Genomic DNA, 16328 nt, shown 5'->3' on the forward strand with positions numbered 1-16328 from the left:
TAGCATACCTAGCGAACATATATTCTGGTAGTAACTAAAAAGGTGGGTAAAGTACAAAGGGCCTCAAGCATTCGGGGAATCCGAACACTTGAGGCCTTCTCCCCTTACGTACTATAAAATCGGGGATAATAATCGAGAAAAGTATTGCTTAAATTGTAACCACCGGGACTGCTCGGCAAACCGGGCGGGCGTCATCACCCGGCAACTGCGAATATCATCGACAAAGATCTGTTCTAAGCGGTCCGTCAGTTGCCGGTCGTAGATAAAGGCGTTGATTTCAAAGTTAAGTTTGAAGCTTCGAAAATCAAGGTTGGCGGACCCGACCGACGCCATCCGACCATCAATTACTATTGTCTTGGCGTGCAGAAACCCGCGCTGGTAGGTATAAATCGTCACCCCTTCGTTCGCCAATGCCCGGGCGTAGTACTGGGTAGCCCGGTACACAAAAGGGTGGTCCGGTTTACAGGGGATCATAATCCGGACATCAATTCCGGAGTGGGCAGCCACCCGGAGCGCATCGAGGATACTATCATCGGGAATTAGGTAGGGGGTCTGAATCCAGATGTGGTCCTGAGCCGCATTAATTAGGCGCAGGTAGCCCATCTTAATCTTCTCAAGTTCACCCTCGGGGCCACTCGCCACCGTCTGCATCGCCGTATTACCATTGGGAACCTTAATTTCTGGAAAATAAGGATGGTAGTGGGCGATCCGCGAAGCCTCACTTTTTACTGAGGCGTTCCAGTCACCGATAAACTGCCGCTGCATACCAAAAACTGCCCCACCGACAACCCGGAGGTGGGTATCACGCCACGGGCCGAACTTTGGTAGCCGTCCCAGGTACTGGTCACCGACATTAAAGCCCCCGATATAGCCAATTTTGCCATCCAGCATCACGATCTTACGGTGGTCCCGGTAATTGATCCGGAAGTCAAAGATGTTACTTCGGGTCATCAAGAATGGTGTCGCGTACCCACCTAGTTCACGGAGCTTGGCGTAGAAGCTGGGCTTTACACCCATGGAACCCCAAGAGTCATACAGGACGCGGACCTCGACCCCTTCGGCCGCCTTCTGCTCAAGCAGGGTCCGGAGCTGGTTACCGATCCGGTCATTATAAATTGTGTAAAACTCGATATGGATACTCTTCTGGGCCGCGGCAATGTCATCAAACATCTTAGCAAAGAGTTGGTTACCATTGGTGAAGATATCAACCTGGTTATGCCGACTCAAAAAGGACTCGTCAATGCTTTGAAAGAGCATAATCGTCCGCCGGTACACCTGGGCAATTGAAAAGCGGGGCTTGGGCATATTGCTGAACTGCTTTTGCTGCTGCTTCACCGCTTCCCTGAGTTTTAACCGGGTCTGGGACTTGATTCGGTTTAACCGCCGTTGGGTTGGCTTCCGCCCCAAGAAGGCGTAGATAATAAAACCGATCACGGGAATCAGGGTCAGCACCAATAGCCAGGCCCAGGTAGCCGCAATATCCCTTTTTTCCCGGAAGACGGTGAAAATGGCCGCCAGTTCGTTAATAACAACAATCCCTAACAGGATCCACCGGATTATTTCCCAAGTTAAGTCCATTTTCCCCATCCTTTCCTTAGCATATATCTTAATTTTACCGCAACCCCTTTTCATAACCAAACCCCGAACTTGAATGTTAGAGCCAATTCGGCAATAATGTTGGTAATGGTTATTCTTAATAAGGGGTGAGGGACGTGAACTCAATTTATTTACGACGAACCTATATGCATGATCTACCAACCATCAAGCAGGTAATTGAAGATGGTCGGCAGGCATTGAAAGCAGCAGGGAGCCCACAGTGGCAAGATGGCCACCCCACAGTGGACACGATTATTAATGACATTACCCACCACCAATCCTGGGCACTGGTTGTCAATGACCAGATAGTTGGTGTAGCTACGCTTAAGCCTGGTCCGGAAGAGGACTACCAAAAGATAACTGGTGGGTCCTGGCACAATAATGACGATAACTACCTAACCATCCACCGGGTAGCAATCAATAGTCATTACCGGGGGCAGCACCTCAGTAGCTTCCTCTTCTCGAACCTCCTCACGATCGGTCAGGAAAAGGGGTACGCTAACTTTCGGATCGATACTCACCCGCAAAATAAGGTTATGCAAGGGATCGCTAAAAAGTTTGGCTTTCAATACCGGGGAATGGTGAAGGTTGACGATCAATTAGATCCTAACCGGCTCGCCTTTGAGCTTAACTTACCGGCCAACAGCCTCCCCGTTGAGTACCGCGTCGATAATGACTTTATGAAACCATTAGTTCCCAAAAAAGATTAAAAATAAATCAGCCCTAAGCATCCAGCAAAGACGAATGCTTAGGGCTGATTTTTATTTAATTCTCGGATCGCTACTAGTCATCATTATCCATTTTAATCTTAATGCTGTTGGCGATCTGGTTAATCTCATCCGCATCGGCCGAGTGTTGCATGGCGGCAATCTTGGAGGCCGGTAGAACTAAGAAGGGTGAAACATGCCGTTCGGCTGAGTCTTGGAACCGTTGCTGGTAGCAGTAAACATACTTACCATCCGCACTAATCGTGTAGTCGTTGATCATCCATTGGTCCGCATTATCGAGTTGGAACCAGTAATCGGTCCCCGTCCCCGGCTGAGAATAATTCTTTTGGACATTCGAACTATCTTCATCTACCAAAACACTTAACTTCATCCCATCGTTTTGGTAACCATCAATGAAACTCTTCCAACCGGCATTCTTCTTTGCCCCCGCAACTAGCACGGTCGCCGCAACTTCTTTAGGGTCCATCCCCGCGATCGTTGTGTCACTGGCCGCTGCCTGGCCCAGGCAAAGAAAACAACCACTAATAAATGCCAAAATCAGCGTTAACCAACCTAATTTTTTCATGCTACTTCCCCCAAAATCTACGATAGTAATTGGCCAAAGAAAAAGGCCAGAAAATGAATTTTCCAGCCCCTTTATATTGACTTAATTATTAACCAACCTTAACTGGTGTATCCGGTTCCTTATCTTCTACCATTGCCAGGTTGTTGTCAAGAGCCTTCACAACCATGTTACGAACCGCGTGAGTGGTGTAGAAGGCCGTGTGAGGTGTTACTAGTACATTTGGCCGGTCAATCAGGTCCTTTAACCGGGCATCAGGGAAGTCCTTGTTGGTCCAATCCTCGTTAAAGACGCCCACCTCATCTTCGTAAGTATCCATCACGAAGCCAAAGAGCTTGCCACTATCCAATGCCCGGACAACTGCGTCGGTGTCAACTAACGGTCCCCGAGAAACGTTAACCAGTACGGCATCGTCTTTCATCTTGGCAATAGCCTGGTCATCGATCATGTGGTAATTGCTCTTCATCGCTGGGACGTGAAGTGATACTACGTCGGCCTGCTGGTAAAGGTCGTCCAGTGAATCAACGTAATAGCCCTGCTTTTCCAACTCTGGATTCTTAAAGACATCGTAGGCAATTACCTTGGCACCGAAGCCTTCCATGATCTGCATAAAGACCCGTCCAATGTGGCCGGTACCGATTACCCCAACTATCTGGTCACGGACTTCCCGACCAATTGTTGGTACCCAGCGCAGGTCACCATGTGCCATCTTTTCGTCCATCCGCTTGGACTGCCGTAGAATCCGGGCTGCCTGGATAGCCGCATGTTCGGCAATGGCATTTGGCGAGTAAACCGGCACGTTGGTAATTGAAAAGCCCAGTTCCTTTGCCTTAGCCATGTCGATGTTGTCCACCCCGACATTCCGCAAAGACATCTTCGTAATTCCTTGATCAGCTAACGCCTGCAGGGTCTCCGGGGTATAGTCCAGTTGCTGGTAAACAACTACCCCGTCGGCTCCGGCCGCTTTCTTAGCCGTTTCCGGTGTTAAAAGCTGGTCGGTGTAGTCAACTTCCACTTCGGGATGCGCCGCTGCCCACTCTTTTAAGTAGGGTTCTTCGTCTTTACGGATACTAAAAGCAAAAATCTTACTCATGATAATCCCTCCATCTTTGACAATCCAAACGAATCAAAACAAGGGACCTTTTCGAAAGCCCTTACATCAATTATCCAAGATCGACTGGTGAAAAGCAAGCCCTTATTAGACATAAAAAGGAGCATTGACAAAAGGTATAAATACCTTTTGTCAATGCTCCCGATTTTAGTTAAGACTACTTATCTTCGTCTTTTTGATCGTTTGGTGTTTGGTATTGGTCGCTGTCGTCTTTAGCAGCATCATTAGCGTCGACGATGACCAGCTTACCATCCTGCATTTCGGCAACTAAGTGCTTAACATCCAGGTGGTCAAGGTAGTAGTCAGTGACCTTGTCACGGATTTCCCGTTCGATTACCCGACGTAGCGGACGAGCACCCATTGCTTCATCGTAACCTTCATCAATCAGGTACTTCTTAGCAGTTGGCGTAACCTTAACGTCCATGCCCTTCTTAGCTAAGGTCTTGTTAACGTCATCCAGCATCAAGTTAACGATCTTTTGCAGGTCTTCCTTGGTCAGGCTGTGGAATTCAACGATGGCGTTAAACCGGTTCAAGAATTCTGGACGGAAGTAGTTGGTCAACTTCTTGATCAAGTCTTCTTCATCCTCGTCATTACCCAACTTAACCGGGGCATCGTTGGAGTAGCCCGCGTTAGAAGTAGCGATGATAATCGTGTTCTTGAAGTCAATGGTGTTACCTTGACCATCCGTCAGGCGACCATCATCTAAGACTTGAAGCAAGAGGGTAATCACTTGTGGGTTAGCCTTTTCAATTTCATCAAGTAAGATGATGGAGTATGGGTGCCGACGAACCTTTTCGGTTAAGGTGTTAGAGTTGTCGTCGTAGCCAACGTAACCGGCCGTCGTCCCGATCAGCTTAGAAACCGCTGTCCGGTCAGAGTATTCAGACATGTCCAAACGAATAATGTCGTTCTTAGAACCGAACATGTCGAGGGCTAATTGCTTAGCAAGTTCCGTCTTACCAACACCGGTTGGCCCAACGAAGAGGAAGGAACCAATTGGTTGGTCACCCTCGTCAAAGCCGGCCCGGTTCCGCCGGATGGCCCGGGAAACAGCTTCAACCGCTTCATCTTGGCCAATTACCTTGCCTTCCAGCCGCTTGTCCATGTCCTTCAGCCGTTCAACATCACTCGCACCGATCTTGGAAACCGGGATACCAGTCATTTGTTCAACGGCCTTGGCAACATCTTCTGGCGTTGCCGTCACTTGTTCGTCTTCGGAATTTTGACTCAATTGCTTCTTCAGATCAGCAATCTTATCCTTAGCAGCTTGGGCCGCCTTGTAGTCTTCCTTCTTAGCAGCTTCCTTTTGCTTCTTTTCTTGACTCTCAATTTCCTTTTCAATCTGCTTAGCATCATGTGCTGGGTGCTTAGCAGCCAGGTGGGCAGCAGTCATATCGATTAGGTCAATTGCCTTGTCCGGTAGTGACCGTTGTGGCATGTATTGAACAGAGTAGTCAACCGCTGCTTGAAGAACGTCATCTGGTAACTTAACGTTGTGGTGCCGTTCGTACAGGTCCCGAATTCCCTTCAGGATGGCAACCGTGTCGGCCTTGCTTGGGGCGTTAACCGTTACCGGGTTGAACCGCCGTGCTAAGGCCGCATCCTTCATGATGGTGTTCCGGTATTCATCCTGGGTCGTTGCACCAATTACGGTAATTTCACCACGGGATAAGGCTGGCTTAATAATATCAGCCATTCCCTTAGAGCCACTGTCAGAACCGGTTGAACCGGCACCGATGATTTGGTGAATTTCGTCAAAGAAGAGGATGATGTTGCCAGCCTTCTTGACTTCATCGATCAGCTTTTGCATGTTCTCTTCGAAGCTGCCCCGGTATTGGGTGCCCGCTTCAAGGCCAGAAATGTCAATGCTGATAATTTCCTTGTCCTTGATTGGTGCCGGAACGTTGCCATCGACAATTGCTTGGGCCAGGCCTTCGACAACCGCCGTCTTACCAACACCAGCATCACCAACCAGCACTGGGTTGTTCTTCGTCCGCCGACTTAAGATTTCGGCGGTTTCTTGAATTTCCTTGTTACGACCAATGACAGGGTCAAGTTCGCCTTGCCGGGCTTCTTCAGTTAAATTCCGGCCAAGTTTGTGGAGAATACTCTCCTTGCCTTCGTTTGGTTGTTGACCCGGCTGACCACCTTGTTGTGGGGTCATACCGCCAGGCAACTGACCGCTTTGCCGGTATTGGGCAAATTGTTCCGGTGTTACCTCATGACCATTAATCATGTAACGACGGTTTGCTGAGCCATTCATTCCACCCATTAATTGGTTAAAAATGTCATTCATATCGCTGTTAAATGGATCCATTGGATTTTGTGCCATTTTGCAGTACCCCCTCATACTATTTATTTAAGATTAATTGCAATCGTGATTGATCATTCAAAGTAGCCAGCGTTGCTATACCTACAACGACTTATCATCATCTTTCAAATAGTGATTTTCTAAATCCCGTAGGACTTCCCACATGGCCCGATGCTCAGCCCGTGCTAAAGCATCTAAGTCGCGTAAATTAAGCGACGTCGAACTCGACTGTGGTTTATTGAATGATTTATGCAAAGTCGTGTAGCCATATCCAGAACGCTTGGATACTTGGTAGATAGTTAAATTGTGGACCTCTAAGTATCGTTTTATATCGATCTGCACTGCCATTCACTTCCTTTACGATTACTATTATAGCATATTTGTGATATAACACAAGTGTAATATACCAAAAAAGTGAAATATTTTTATTAAGAATTATTAAAGGCCCTTAATGCCTATTCAATGCGGATAATGGGCCTGATCGATGTGATAAACTAAATTTAGGTCTTGACAAAAATGAGAAAATAATTAGAATAATTAACAATCAGTTAATCAAGGAGGGACCCCATGATGAAATCACGTCTGCAACATGTCGATTGCGCTTATTACTTCTGGTTTAGCGAAGCGCCATCCGCTAGCCAGCAGTGATTTTGTCATTGGCGGTTTCCGGATGACCTAACGTCTCCGGATCCCTCCTCATCATACTCATTCCAATCTGATGAAAAGACCCGGAGATATTGTTATCCCGGGTCTTTTTTATCTTTTAAGGAGGAATTTTTATACCAGCAACTAAAGCGAACCTAATGAAACAACTAAACAGTAACTTCACCCGTCTCAAGCCGGTTGGTATCCGTGAATTTGATGCCAAGGCCAGTGCGGTCCCCGGTATTGTCAAGCTTACCCTGGGCGAGCCCGATTTTAACGTTCCAGACGCAATGAAGCAGGCCGCCATCGATAGCATTACCAATAATGATTCCCACTACGCACCGGGAGTCGGCACGCTAGCACTGCGGAAGGCCATTGCCCACTTCCTAGCCGACCGGTACCAACTCGACTACGATCCGAACGGAGAAATTGCCGTCACGGTAGGAGCGACCCAGGGAATCTACGCCGCCTTATCAGCCCTAATTAATCCCGGGGATGAGGTCTTAGTGGCAACCCCAACCTTCCCCCTTTACATGGCGATCATCACTATCCTGGGCGGGAAAGCCGTCGAAATCGACACTAGTGATAGCGACTTCGTACTGACCCCGGATAAGTTAAAGGCAACCATCAACAACCATCCCCAGGCCAAGGCCCTAATCCTAAATTACCCTTCCAACCCCACCGGCGTAACCTACAGCCGGCAGCAAATTGCTGACCTGGCGACGGCCGTGAAGGATACCAACCTGGTAGTAATTGCCGACGAGATTTACTCCGAGTTGATTTATGATGGTCACCACACTTCAATCGCCGAATTTCTTCCCGGACAAACCCTAGTTCTTAATGGGGCATCTAAGTCCCACGCCATGACCGGTTACCGGATTGGCTTCATCGCTGGTCCCAAGGAATTAATGGGCCCCGTCAGCGCCCTGAGCGGAATGATGATCACGTCCGCTACCGACTCCGCAATGGCCGCGGCAACTACTGCCTTTGGTAGTGAGGCCGGTCGGCAGGCTACGTTAGAAATGAAGCAGGCCTACCAAGAGCGGCGTGACTTCCTCGTCCACGCCTTACACCAGCTTGGTTTCCAACTGGCTACCCCTAACGGTGCCTTTTACGTTTTCGCTCACATTCCGGCTAGTGCCGGTAATGATGACGTTGCCTTCGCTACTGCGTTAGCCGAACAGGGCCGGGTTGCGGTGATCCCCGGTTCTTACTTTGGTGCCGGTGGCCAGGGTTACCTGCGTTTGAGCTACGCTACCAGCATGGAGAACATCAAATTAGCCGTTGAACGAATTGCTACTTTCCTAAAGGAGGACTAACCATGACTAAGATACTAATGACCAGTGTGCGCGATGATGAAATGCCCGCTATCAACGCTTTTGCTGCCGACCATCAGCTCGATATTGTAACCACCCCTAAGCTAATCAATGACGCTGTCGACCTCACCAAGGATGTCGACGGTCTGGTGATTCAGCAACGGGACAAGGTGGATCCCGCGGTCTACCCCCAATTGAAGGCCAACGGGTTAAAGCAAATTGCGACCCGGACGGCGGGTTTTGACATGATTGACCTGGCGGCAGCCCACGCAAACGGGCTGACCGTTACGAACGTTCCTGCCTACTCGCCGCGGTCAGTGGCCGAACACGCCCTGATGCAAATCTTCCGTCTCTTACGGAAGTCTTACCGGTTTGACTCTCAAGTGGCAGCCGGTGACTTCCGCTGGTTTAGCGATGAACAGGCCCAGGAAATCCACACCGCCACAATTGGTATCATCGGGGTCGGGCGGATTGGTGGAACACTAGCAAAGCTGTTAAACGCCTTGGGGGCCCACGTTCTTGGCTTTGATGTTCAACCCCGCGAAGAATTAAAGGGAATCGTCGAGTATGTTTCCAAAGAAGAACTACTCAAGCGTAGTGATGTCGTTTCCCTCCACGTCGACCTTAACCCCACTTCAACCGGCCTATTAACGGCGGCCGACTTTGCCCTGATGAAACCAACCGCAGGCCTAGTAAACGCTAGCCGGGGGCCCGTCGTGGTAACCGCCGACCTGGTTGCCGCCTTAAAAGACCACCAGTTAGCTGCGGCTGCCCTGGATACCTTTGAAGGTGAAGAAAAGGTCATCATGACCGACCGCCGTAAAAAAGGCCTCAGTGATGTTCCCCTGATTGCCGAACTTCACGAGATGGATAACGTCATTTTGACACCACACATTGCCTTCTTTACCAATAACGCAGTGAAAAACATGGTAGACTTCTCACTGGAAGATGTCTTACTGGTTCTCGCCGGAAAGTCATCGCCACACGAAGTTAAGTGAGGAGAATATAGCATTGAATTGGTCTGACAAAGCATTTGATGAATTAACTAATTATGAAGTATTCCAACTATTAAAACTCCGGGCCGTCGTCTTCAATACCGAGCAACAGAGTGCGGTTTATGACCCCGACGATCATGATCCGCAGGCCCGCCACCTCCTCTGCAAGGACGGGGACCAACTCGTCGCCTATGCCCGCTATTTTGTTGACGGGGACCACGTTACCTTTGGCCGGGTAGTAATCGCGCAGGACTACCGGGGGACCGGCCTATCGGCGCCGTTGATGGACCGACTATTGGCCGGAATTAAGGCGCACTTCCCGGGGAAAGAAATTATTATCCATGCCCAGTACTACATTCGTGGCTACTACGCTAAGTATGGCTTCCAGCCGTTTGGCGACACCTTTATCGAGGCTGCCCGCAAACACATTCAGATGAAGCATCCTGCTTTGTAAAAAAAGAGCTACCTCCCGTGAGTATAAAAAGGCATCAAGCGTTCGGATTTACCGAATGCTTGATGCCTTTTTATGTACCGCGTTGTCGACTCTTTTAGCTACATAACTACTTATCCTCACGCTGCATCTGCTTACGGACCGCGGTGATGATTGACTGGAGGCTAATCTGGGCCATCCTTTGTTCCGCCGTCACTTGAACTTCATTATAAATTCCTGCCAGGACCGTCGGCATACTCCGTCCCAGGTCCTGGTTATGGTTAACTTCAGGATCAACATTTAAAAAGTGCTGGTGATCTTCAACCGCTTGGTAAATATCAAGGAGGCTGACCTGCGTGGCCGGACGCCCTAAGCTAATTTTGATTTCACTGCCCCGCCCCTGCCGGTTTAAAATCTGGGCCTTAACCATCCGGGCAATTAGGCGCCGAATTAGGCTGGGATTAGAGTTGACACTGTCGGCAATGGTAGAGCTACTGGCACTGCCTAAAATTTCTAAATATACCAAGATATGAACGGCGTCGCTTAACCGGTGCGAATATTTCATCCTAACCTCCCCATTTCATCATCAATTGATACTCTAAATTATAGGCATTAATATTTCCCAGGTCAAAGAAGCATATTGATTGCACCCCACTAGCGGATCGGGTACACTCGGGACAAAAGAGGAGGTTTGTGATAATGAGCACATATAAAGTTAAAGCCACTAAGACCACTACGGGGATGCAGGTGGCTGCCGGTACCCGGGGATTTGAAATTACCTTTGACGAACCAGAAAGCACGAATACGGGAATGAACCCGGTGGAGATTCTCCTAGCATCCTTTGGCGCCTGCCAGTCAATCACCGCCACTGAATTGGCCCGGAAACGCCACTTCGACTTACAGGCCTTCTGGGTAAACGTTGAAGGTGACCTGGGGCGCGAAGAAGTCGATGGGGAAAGCCGCTATAAGTTTACCGAGATTCGTTACGAACCACATATCCGGAGTAACGAGTCAGCAGAAGACATTCAACAGTTTCTGGCCGACGTTGCTAAGAAGTGCCCAGTCGAAAACACACTGATGTATGGTGCCAAACTTAAGCAAACTGGCTTTGTAAAAGAATAATTAGCAAAGGTGGTGCAATCCACCTTTTTATTTTTCCCTTACTTATTGCCAATATAATACTATATAGGATATAATATTAGATAAAAGATAGTAAAGGAGCGTCAACATGAAAATTACCATTACCGCCGACCTCCTTGACGGGATGGTCCTGGCGATTCTCGAACGACAAGACTACTATGGTTACGCGCTCACCCAGGAAATGCAAAAGGTGATCTCCATTTCGGAATCAACCATGTACCCGGTCTTACGCCGCCTTAACCAGGGGGGTTATGTAACGACCTACCAGCAGAATTACCAGGGACGCAACCGCCGTTACTACCGCATTACACCCAAGGGTGATCAACACCTTAACCGGGTCCGGAAACTTTGGAATGACTACAAGGAAAGCCTGGACCGCGTCTTCAATTCAAACGAAAAGGGGGGAACACAATGAACGCCCGCGAACAATACATCCAACAACTCAAGGGCCGGCTGAACCAACTCAGCACTAACGACCGCGACGACGCCGTTGAATTCTACAACGAATACATCGAGGATGCCGGTTTTTCAACCGTTAAGGAAATCGTTGACCAGTTGGGAACACCCGAGCAGCTCAGCCAGGAAATCATTAGTAAGACCACTGACACCTCGGCAGGGCCAACTAGTACACCACTTAGCGCAGCCAATAACCGGCGCCTGAAGAAAGTACTCTACATTTGTCTAGTGGTGGTCCTTATCCTGATCCTGGTTCCCCTGGCGCTAGAACTGCTCGGCCTGGTCATTGGCCTAATCGGGATCGTACTGGGCTTTAGTGTTTCTGCCTTTGCCCTTGCCGCCTCTCTCTTTGCCAGTGACTTGTGGGCCGGGATTTTCTACCTCGGTGGCGGAATACTTTTACTGGGCCTGCTCATTATCGTCTTCGCCCTCGTGATCTGGGCCGGGAAATGGCTCATTCGGGGATGTAAAAATCTAATTCAGTACCTCAAGACTAAGTTTAAGGAGGTGGCCTGATGAAAAAGGCACTTAGCATTGGCGGAAGCCTCATTGTCGTTGGCGCCATCGTTGCCCTGGTCGGCTTCTTTAGCCACCGTCACCCGTTTAACCCCTTTAACCAGGAGACGGTGACTCAGACCAGCCGCCGGACGCTTACCCAAAAGAGTTTTAACCGGGTGAAAGTTACAGCAACAACTGCCGATGTGGTAATTAAGGAAGGGGCCGACTATAACGTTCAGTACACCGGTCGTCGGTCAGCTAACGTTAAGGCCCAGGTAAGTGATGACCAGCTCACCGTTACCCAGGCCCCTGCCAGTCGGACTAAACATTTCAACTTTAGTTGGTCCAGTAGTACTAACCGGATCGTCATTACGGTACCAAAAGGAAGCCAGCTAACAAAACTGACCGTTAAGAACAACGCTGACATTGACCTACAAAAGGTACGGCTCGCCCAGGGACAGGTTAAAACGACGGCAGGTGACCTAAGCGTCAATAACTGCCGACTCAACGGTGGCACGTTAACCACTAATTCTGGTGATCTTGAAATCGACCGGACTAACTTACGGGCAGTCCGCCTAAAGACCGATAGCGGCGACATCGAACTGAACCGGGTAAAGGTCAACGGCGGGAAGGCCGACCTAGCTTCTGGCGACTTTACGGCCCACCGTTTAACAGTTCACGGCCACTACTTGGTTAACAACGCAAGTGGGGATAACGAGGTCCACGCTGCTAACCGACCAGGGGTAATTCTTGATAGCGACAGTGGTGACAATGACCTTGGCCGGCGGCACCAAGAAGATGGTGGCACGCTTGACCACGACACTGCTAACGCCGACCTAATCCGCCTGGCTACCCAGAGCGGTGACAACTCATTTAGCTACCCTAAGTAATCAATTAACGGTATAAGAAAGCGGCATACGCGTATTCAAGAATATGCGTATGCCGCTTATTATTTATTCAACTTAATTACCTTTTCTGTGTTGGCTGGCCCGCTGCAGGGCACTCGTGTTACGTTCCCAAAAGACCCCGTCCTGGTAGCCCTGAATACTATGGTCCTGGTCAGCCTGCATGAGGCGGTAGACCCCCCACGCCGTATACAGCTTACTCTGTTCAATACCGACATAGTGCCGGCCCAACTTTTTAGCCGTTACCATGCTGGAGCCCGCCCCGGCAAAGGGATCGATAACCAGGTCGCCAGGGTTCGAACTAGCCAGGATGGTTTTGGCTAACAACTTCTCCGGCTTTTGGGTAGGGTGCCCCGTGTTTTCCGGCATTGACCAGTACGGAATTGAAATATCATCCCAAAAGTTAGAAGGCATGGTATCACGAAAACGGCCGGCCGCCGTTTCTTGCCAGTCCTTGGCCTGCCCATTTTCCCGGTAAGGGGCCACGACCCGCCGCCGTTGCTTTACCTGGTCCACGTTAAAGGTGTACTGCTTGTCATCCTGGGTCAAAAACCAAATATCTTCTAACCCGTTTTTCCAGTTAGTTTTGGCCCCCCGGCCCTTTTCCCGTTGCCAGGTTATCCGGTTCTTAATGGTAAAGTTGCGCGCCAAGATCGGGGCAATTGCAATACTGGTTTGCCAGTCGGAAAAGACATATAAACTCGCAGTGGCCGTCAACTTGGGCTTTAATGCGTCAATCCACCGCTGGGTAAAGGACTGGTAGTCAGTATCCGCCAGCCGCTTAAAGTTAAGGCCATCGTAGTGCTTATTCAAATTATAGGGTGGGTCAACCAGCGCCAAATCAGCCACGTGGTCCGGCAATTGCGGTAGGATCGCAAATGAGTCACCGTTAATGCTTTGGTCGATAATTGCTGACCGGGTCGTCAGATCATCCTTAGCTGTCTTAATTTGTGCTAGAACACCAGCCGGAGCATGTGCCAGGTCAAAATCAATTGTTTTATTCCGGGCTGACTTTACCATTTTTTCACCATCCATAGTCATTTTAATAACTAGTATAGCTCAATTTGGGCACTGGCTGGTGGACGATTTCACGATATTAAAGTGAACGAAACTTGTACTTTCCTTAGTCCTGCGCCTTGGCGGTAATGGTCTTAACAGAGTTCTCCAACTTGGCCGTTTCTTCGGCCGTTAGACTGACCGGCTTAACCTTTTCAACCCCTTGCTTGCCGATAATGGCCGGGTAACCGATGTAGCAACCATACTGTTTCAGGTATACGGAGGCCGGCATGAATTCATGCTTATCTTGGAAAACGGCCATCACCATGCGGACGGCACACGTGGCAACAGCATAGGAAGTGTACCCCTTCCCGGCGACGACTTTAAAGGCCGCGTTCTTCACTTCCTGGTCCAGTTGTGCCAGGTCAATCTGTCCCTGGTCGGCTAACTCGGTTACCGCCTGACCATCAAGCTTGACCGTCGACCAGGCAGTAAATTGGGAGTTACCGTGCTCCCCCAGTACTAAGCCACTGACGTTTTGGGGTGCTTCGCCAAAGTGAGCACCTACCGCCCGCTGCATCCGGGCTGTATCAAGAAAGGTTCCCGTGCCAAAGATTCGCTGGTGGGGCAGACCCGTCGCCTGTTGAAGGGCGTTAACAATGACGTCACAGGGGTTCGAAATATTGACTAAAATCCCGTTAAAGCCGCTCTCCTTGATCTGCTTGCCGACAAGTGCCGCGTTCTTGAGGTTAATCGGTAATTCGGCAAAACGGTCCCCGGTCCGGGCAGTCGCACTGACGTCACCAAAGGCCGTTACAATGAGGTCGGCATCTGCCAGTTCAGCGTAATTGTTACACTTGATCACCGCCGATGATGACGTTCGCGCAAAGGAATCACTAAAGTCAAGGTACTCCGCCTCAACCTTTTTCTCGTCCTGGTCAATTAGTACTAACTCATCCACCAGGTCCTTCATCAATAGGATATGGGCAACCGTAGTTCCGACATGCCCTAAACCAATAATACCAACTTTATGCATTGTTATTCCTCCTAGCCGATAAATGTAAGCAGTTAATTCATATATGTCAATTATACCGTAATTAGTTGACAATGCACGTCCTAACAGTCTTGATCAATAATTAACATGTTGATAACGGTTATTTATCATGTTATTATTATCTTATACTAATCTGTTTCTAATCGTGTATTAAATTAAGAGGGGATCAGTATGGCAAATGATGAAAAAAATGATAAACCAGCCGATGATCTTGAACAGTTCGGCTACAAACAAGAACTGAGTCGTAAGTTAACCTGTAAGGACCTCATCTTTTACGGACTAATTGCAATGGTCCCGGTGGCCCCCTTCGGGATTTATGGCTCCGTCGCTGTCCCGGCCAAGGGGATGGTGGCCATGGCGTACCTGGTCGGAATGATTGCAATGTTTTTCACTGCTGTTAGCTATAGTCAGATGTCCCAGGCCTTTCCCATCGCCGGTTCTGTTTATGCTTATGCCCAGCGGGGAATTGGGCCCACAATTGGGTTTATGTCCGGCTGGATGATCATGCTCGATTACATCTTCATCCCCGCCCTCCTGTATGTTCTATCCGCCAATGCTTTAAAAGGACTGCTTCCCAACATCTCGCCAATCGTTTGGCTAGTCCTGTTCTGTGTGATCAATACGGTTATTAATATCCGGGGAATTGAGTTTACCGCCCGGGCCAACAAGATCTTCGTTATCGTCCAGCTAATTACGCTCGCAATCTTCTTTGCCTGCGGGATTTGGGGTCTGTGCCACGGGGTCGGCGAAGGGGTCACCCTAAAGCCGTTTTACAATCCCCAGACCTTTAGCATGACCGCCATCTTAAGTGCCGTTTCAATTGCGGTACTTAGCTTTCTGGGTTTCGACGGCATTAGTACGATGGCTGAGGAAACCAAGGGTGGTAATAAAGTCGTTGGTAAAGCTATTTTATGGACCCTCTTTTTGATCGGTCTTCTTTTCGTCAGCCAAACCTACATGGCGGGCCTTATCCACCCCAACTATAAAACCCTCGGCGATATCAACACCGCCTTTTACCGGATCGCTTACCAGGTTGGTGGTCAACCACTCTTAATTCTAACCACCATCATCACTATCCTGGCCCTGGGGTTGGCAAGTGCCCTGGTTATGCAGGCTGCACTGGCCCGGGTTCTCTACAGTATGGCCCGGGACAAGAACATGCCCACCATCTTCGCCACCATTCACCCAAAGTATAAAACACCGTATGTTTCGACCCTATTGGTTGCCGGGGTCTCCATCGTAATTGGGATCTTATTTATGAACCATTCCACGACTCTTTCGTCAGTTGTTAACTGTGGGGCCCTCTTCTCCTTCTGTGTTCTTCACCTTGCCGTGATCAACCACTACATCCGGCGCCAGCATTCAACCGACTACCTCCGGCACCTCGTCGTTCCAATTATCGGTTTTATAATTGTCTTTTCCGTTCTGCTCAACTTACACCCGGTAGCTAAGGTTCTCGGGACCGGCTGGTTTGTCATTGGCCTGGTCTACTACCTGGTTATCCGGAAATTACTCCACCATACCAAAACGCACTAAAATAAATAACTAATCCCCCTCACGGTCGTCTGCTACAGAGCACCGC

At 49.3% G+C, this 16328-nt stretch carries 17 protein-coding genes; 9 read left to right on the forward strand and 8 right to left on the reverse strand.

All coding sequences use genetic code 11. The features are described from left to right. Positions 1-111: 111 nt before the first annotated feature. Entirely contained in the window at positions 112-1578 is a 1467-nt protein-coding gene (gene cls, locus ACI31H_RS03425; RefSeq protein WP_439770600.1) for a cardiolipin synthase, read from the reverse strand. Positions 1579-1712: 134 nt separating this feature from the next. Here cls and ACI31H_RS03430 point away from each other — a divergent pair, with 134 nt between their 5' ends. Then, positions 1713-2306: a GNAT family N-acetyltransferase gene (locus ACI31H_RS03430; protein WP_439770601.1), complete on the forward strand. Its 594-nt coding sequence runs from the start codon at positions 1713-1715 to the stop codon at positions 2304-2306. 73 nt (positions 2307-2379) lie between these two features. Here the strand turns inward: ACI31H_RS03430 and ACI31H_RS03435 are convergent, their stop codons facing one another. The 4 genes from ACI31H_RS03435 to ACI31H_RS03450 form a co-directional block, all read right to left on the reverse strand. Next, on the reverse strand, positions 2380-2889 hold the full coding sequence (locus tag ACI31H_RS03435) for a hypothetical protein (RefSeq protein WP_439770602.1): 510 nt from the start codon (positions 2887-2889) through the stop codon (positions 2380-2382). Between the two features lie 88 nt (positions 2890-2977). Beyond that, on the reverse strand, positions 2978-3979 hold the full coding sequence (locus ACI31H_RS03440) for a D-2-hydroxyacid dehydrogenase (protein ID WP_439770603.1): 1002 nt from the start codon (positions 3977-3979) through the stop codon (positions 2978-2980). A 175-nt stretch (positions 3980-4154) separates the two neighbouring features. Continuing rightward, a complete protein-coding gene (locus ACI31H_RS03445; protein ID WP_439770604.1) occupies positions 4155-6332 on the reverse strand; it encodes an ATP-dependent Clp protease ATP-binding subunit in 2178 nt (725 codons plus the stop codon). A gap of 81 nt (positions 6333-6413) precedes the next feature. Continuing rightward, complete coding sequence (locus ACI31H_RS03450) at positions 6414-6653, reverse strand: transcriptional regulator (RefSeq protein ID WP_439770629.1); 240 nt, start codon at positions 6651-6653, stop codon at positions 6414-6416. A 437-nt stretch (positions 6654-7090) separates the two neighbouring features. Between ACI31H_RS03450 and ACI31H_RS03455 the strand changes: the two genes are divergently transcribed. From ACI31H_RS03455 to ACI31H_RS03465, 3 genes are read left to right on the forward strand one after another with little or no spacing between them, the layout of a single operon-like run. Beyond that, positions 7091-8275 (forward strand): aminotransferase class I/II-fold pyridoxal phosphate-dependent enzyme, encoded by a 1185-nt coding sequence (locus ACI31H_RS03455; protein ID WP_439770630.1) that lies wholly within the window; start codon positions 7091-7093, stop codon positions 8273-8275. Between the two features lie 2 nt (positions 8276-8277). Further along, positions 8278-9270, forward strand: a complete 993-nt coding sequence (locus tag ACI31H_RS03460) for a D-2-hydroxyacid dehydrogenase (RefSeq protein ID WP_439770605.1) — start codon at positions 8278-8280, stop codon at positions 9268-9270. Positions 9271-9283: 13 nt separating this feature from the next. Then, positions 9284-9721 carry a GNAT family N-acetyltransferase gene (locus tag ACI31H_RS03465; protein ID WP_439770606.1) on the forward strand — a complete coding sequence of 146 codons (438 nt, stop codon included), beginning with the start codon at positions 9284-9286 and terminating at the stop codon, positions 9719-9721. 106 nt (positions 9722-9827) lie between these two features. Here the strand turns inward: ACI31H_RS03465 and ACI31H_RS03470 are convergent, their stop codons facing one another. Continuing rightward, entirely contained in the window at positions 9828-10262 is a 435-nt protein-coding gene (locus ACI31H_RS03470; RefSeq protein ID WP_439770607.1) for an Rrf2 family transcriptional regulator, read from the reverse strand. 134 nt (positions 10263-10396) lie between these two features. Here ACI31H_RS03470 and ACI31H_RS03475 point away from each other — a divergent pair, with 134 nt between their 5' ends. From ACI31H_RS03475 to ACI31H_RS03490, 4 genes are all read left to right on the forward strand, one after another. Beyond that, the gene (locus tag ACI31H_RS03475; RefSeq protein WP_439770608.1) at positions 10397-10819 is read left to right on the forward strand and encodes an OsmC family protein; all 423 of its coding nucleotides are present in this window, start codon (positions 10397-10399) and stop codon (positions 10817-10819) included. A gap of 106 nt (positions 10820-10925) precedes the next feature. Further along, on the forward strand, positions 10926-11252 hold the full coding sequence (locus ACI31H_RS03480) for a PadR family transcriptional regulator (RefSeq protein ID WP_439770609.1): 327 nt from the start codon (positions 10926-10928) through the stop codon (positions 11250-11252). Further along, complete coding sequence (locus tag ACI31H_RS03485; RefSeq protein WP_439770610.1) at positions 11249-11809, forward strand: DUF1700 domain-containing protein; 561 nt, start codon at positions 11249-11251, stop codon at positions 11807-11809. Before ACI31H_RS03480 ends, ACI31H_RS03485 begins: the two co-directional genes overlap by 4 nt. Next, entirely contained in the window at positions 11809-12681 is an 873-nt protein-coding gene (locus ACI31H_RS03490) for a DUF4097 family beta strand repeat-containing protein (RefSeq protein ID WP_439770611.1), read from the forward strand. Before ACI31H_RS03485 ends, ACI31H_RS03490 begins: the two co-directional genes overlap by 1 nt. Positions 12682-12753: 72 nt before the next feature. Here ACI31H_RS03490 and ACI31H_RS03495 read toward each other — a convergent pair whose 3' ends face one another. Together ACI31H_RS03495 and ACI31H_RS03500 are read right to left on the reverse strand one after the other, a co-directional pair. Beyond that, complete coding sequence (locus ACI31H_RS03495; protein WP_439770612.1) at positions 12754-13716, reverse strand: DNA-methyltransferase; 963 nt, start codon at positions 13714-13716, stop codon at positions 12754-12756. Between the two features lie 103 nt (positions 13717-13819). After that, positions 13820-14728 (reverse strand): L-lactate dehydrogenase, encoded by a 909-nt coding sequence (locus ACI31H_RS03500; RefSeq protein WP_439770613.1) that lies wholly within the window; start codon positions 14726-14728, stop codon positions 13820-13822. Positions 14729-14917: 189 nt separating this feature from the next. Between ACI31H_RS03500 and ACI31H_RS03505 the strand changes: the two genes are divergently transcribed. Next, positions 14918-16282, forward strand: a complete 1365-nt coding sequence (locus ACI31H_RS03505) for an APC family permease (RefSeq protein ID WP_439770614.1) — start codon at positions 14918-14920, stop codon at positions 16280-16282. Positions 16283-16328: the final 46 nt, after the last annotated feature.

The organism is Limosilactobacillus sp. (assembly GCF_051873035.1).
GTDB lineage: Bacteria > Bacillota > Bacilli > Lactobacillales > Lactobacillaceae > Limosilactobacillus.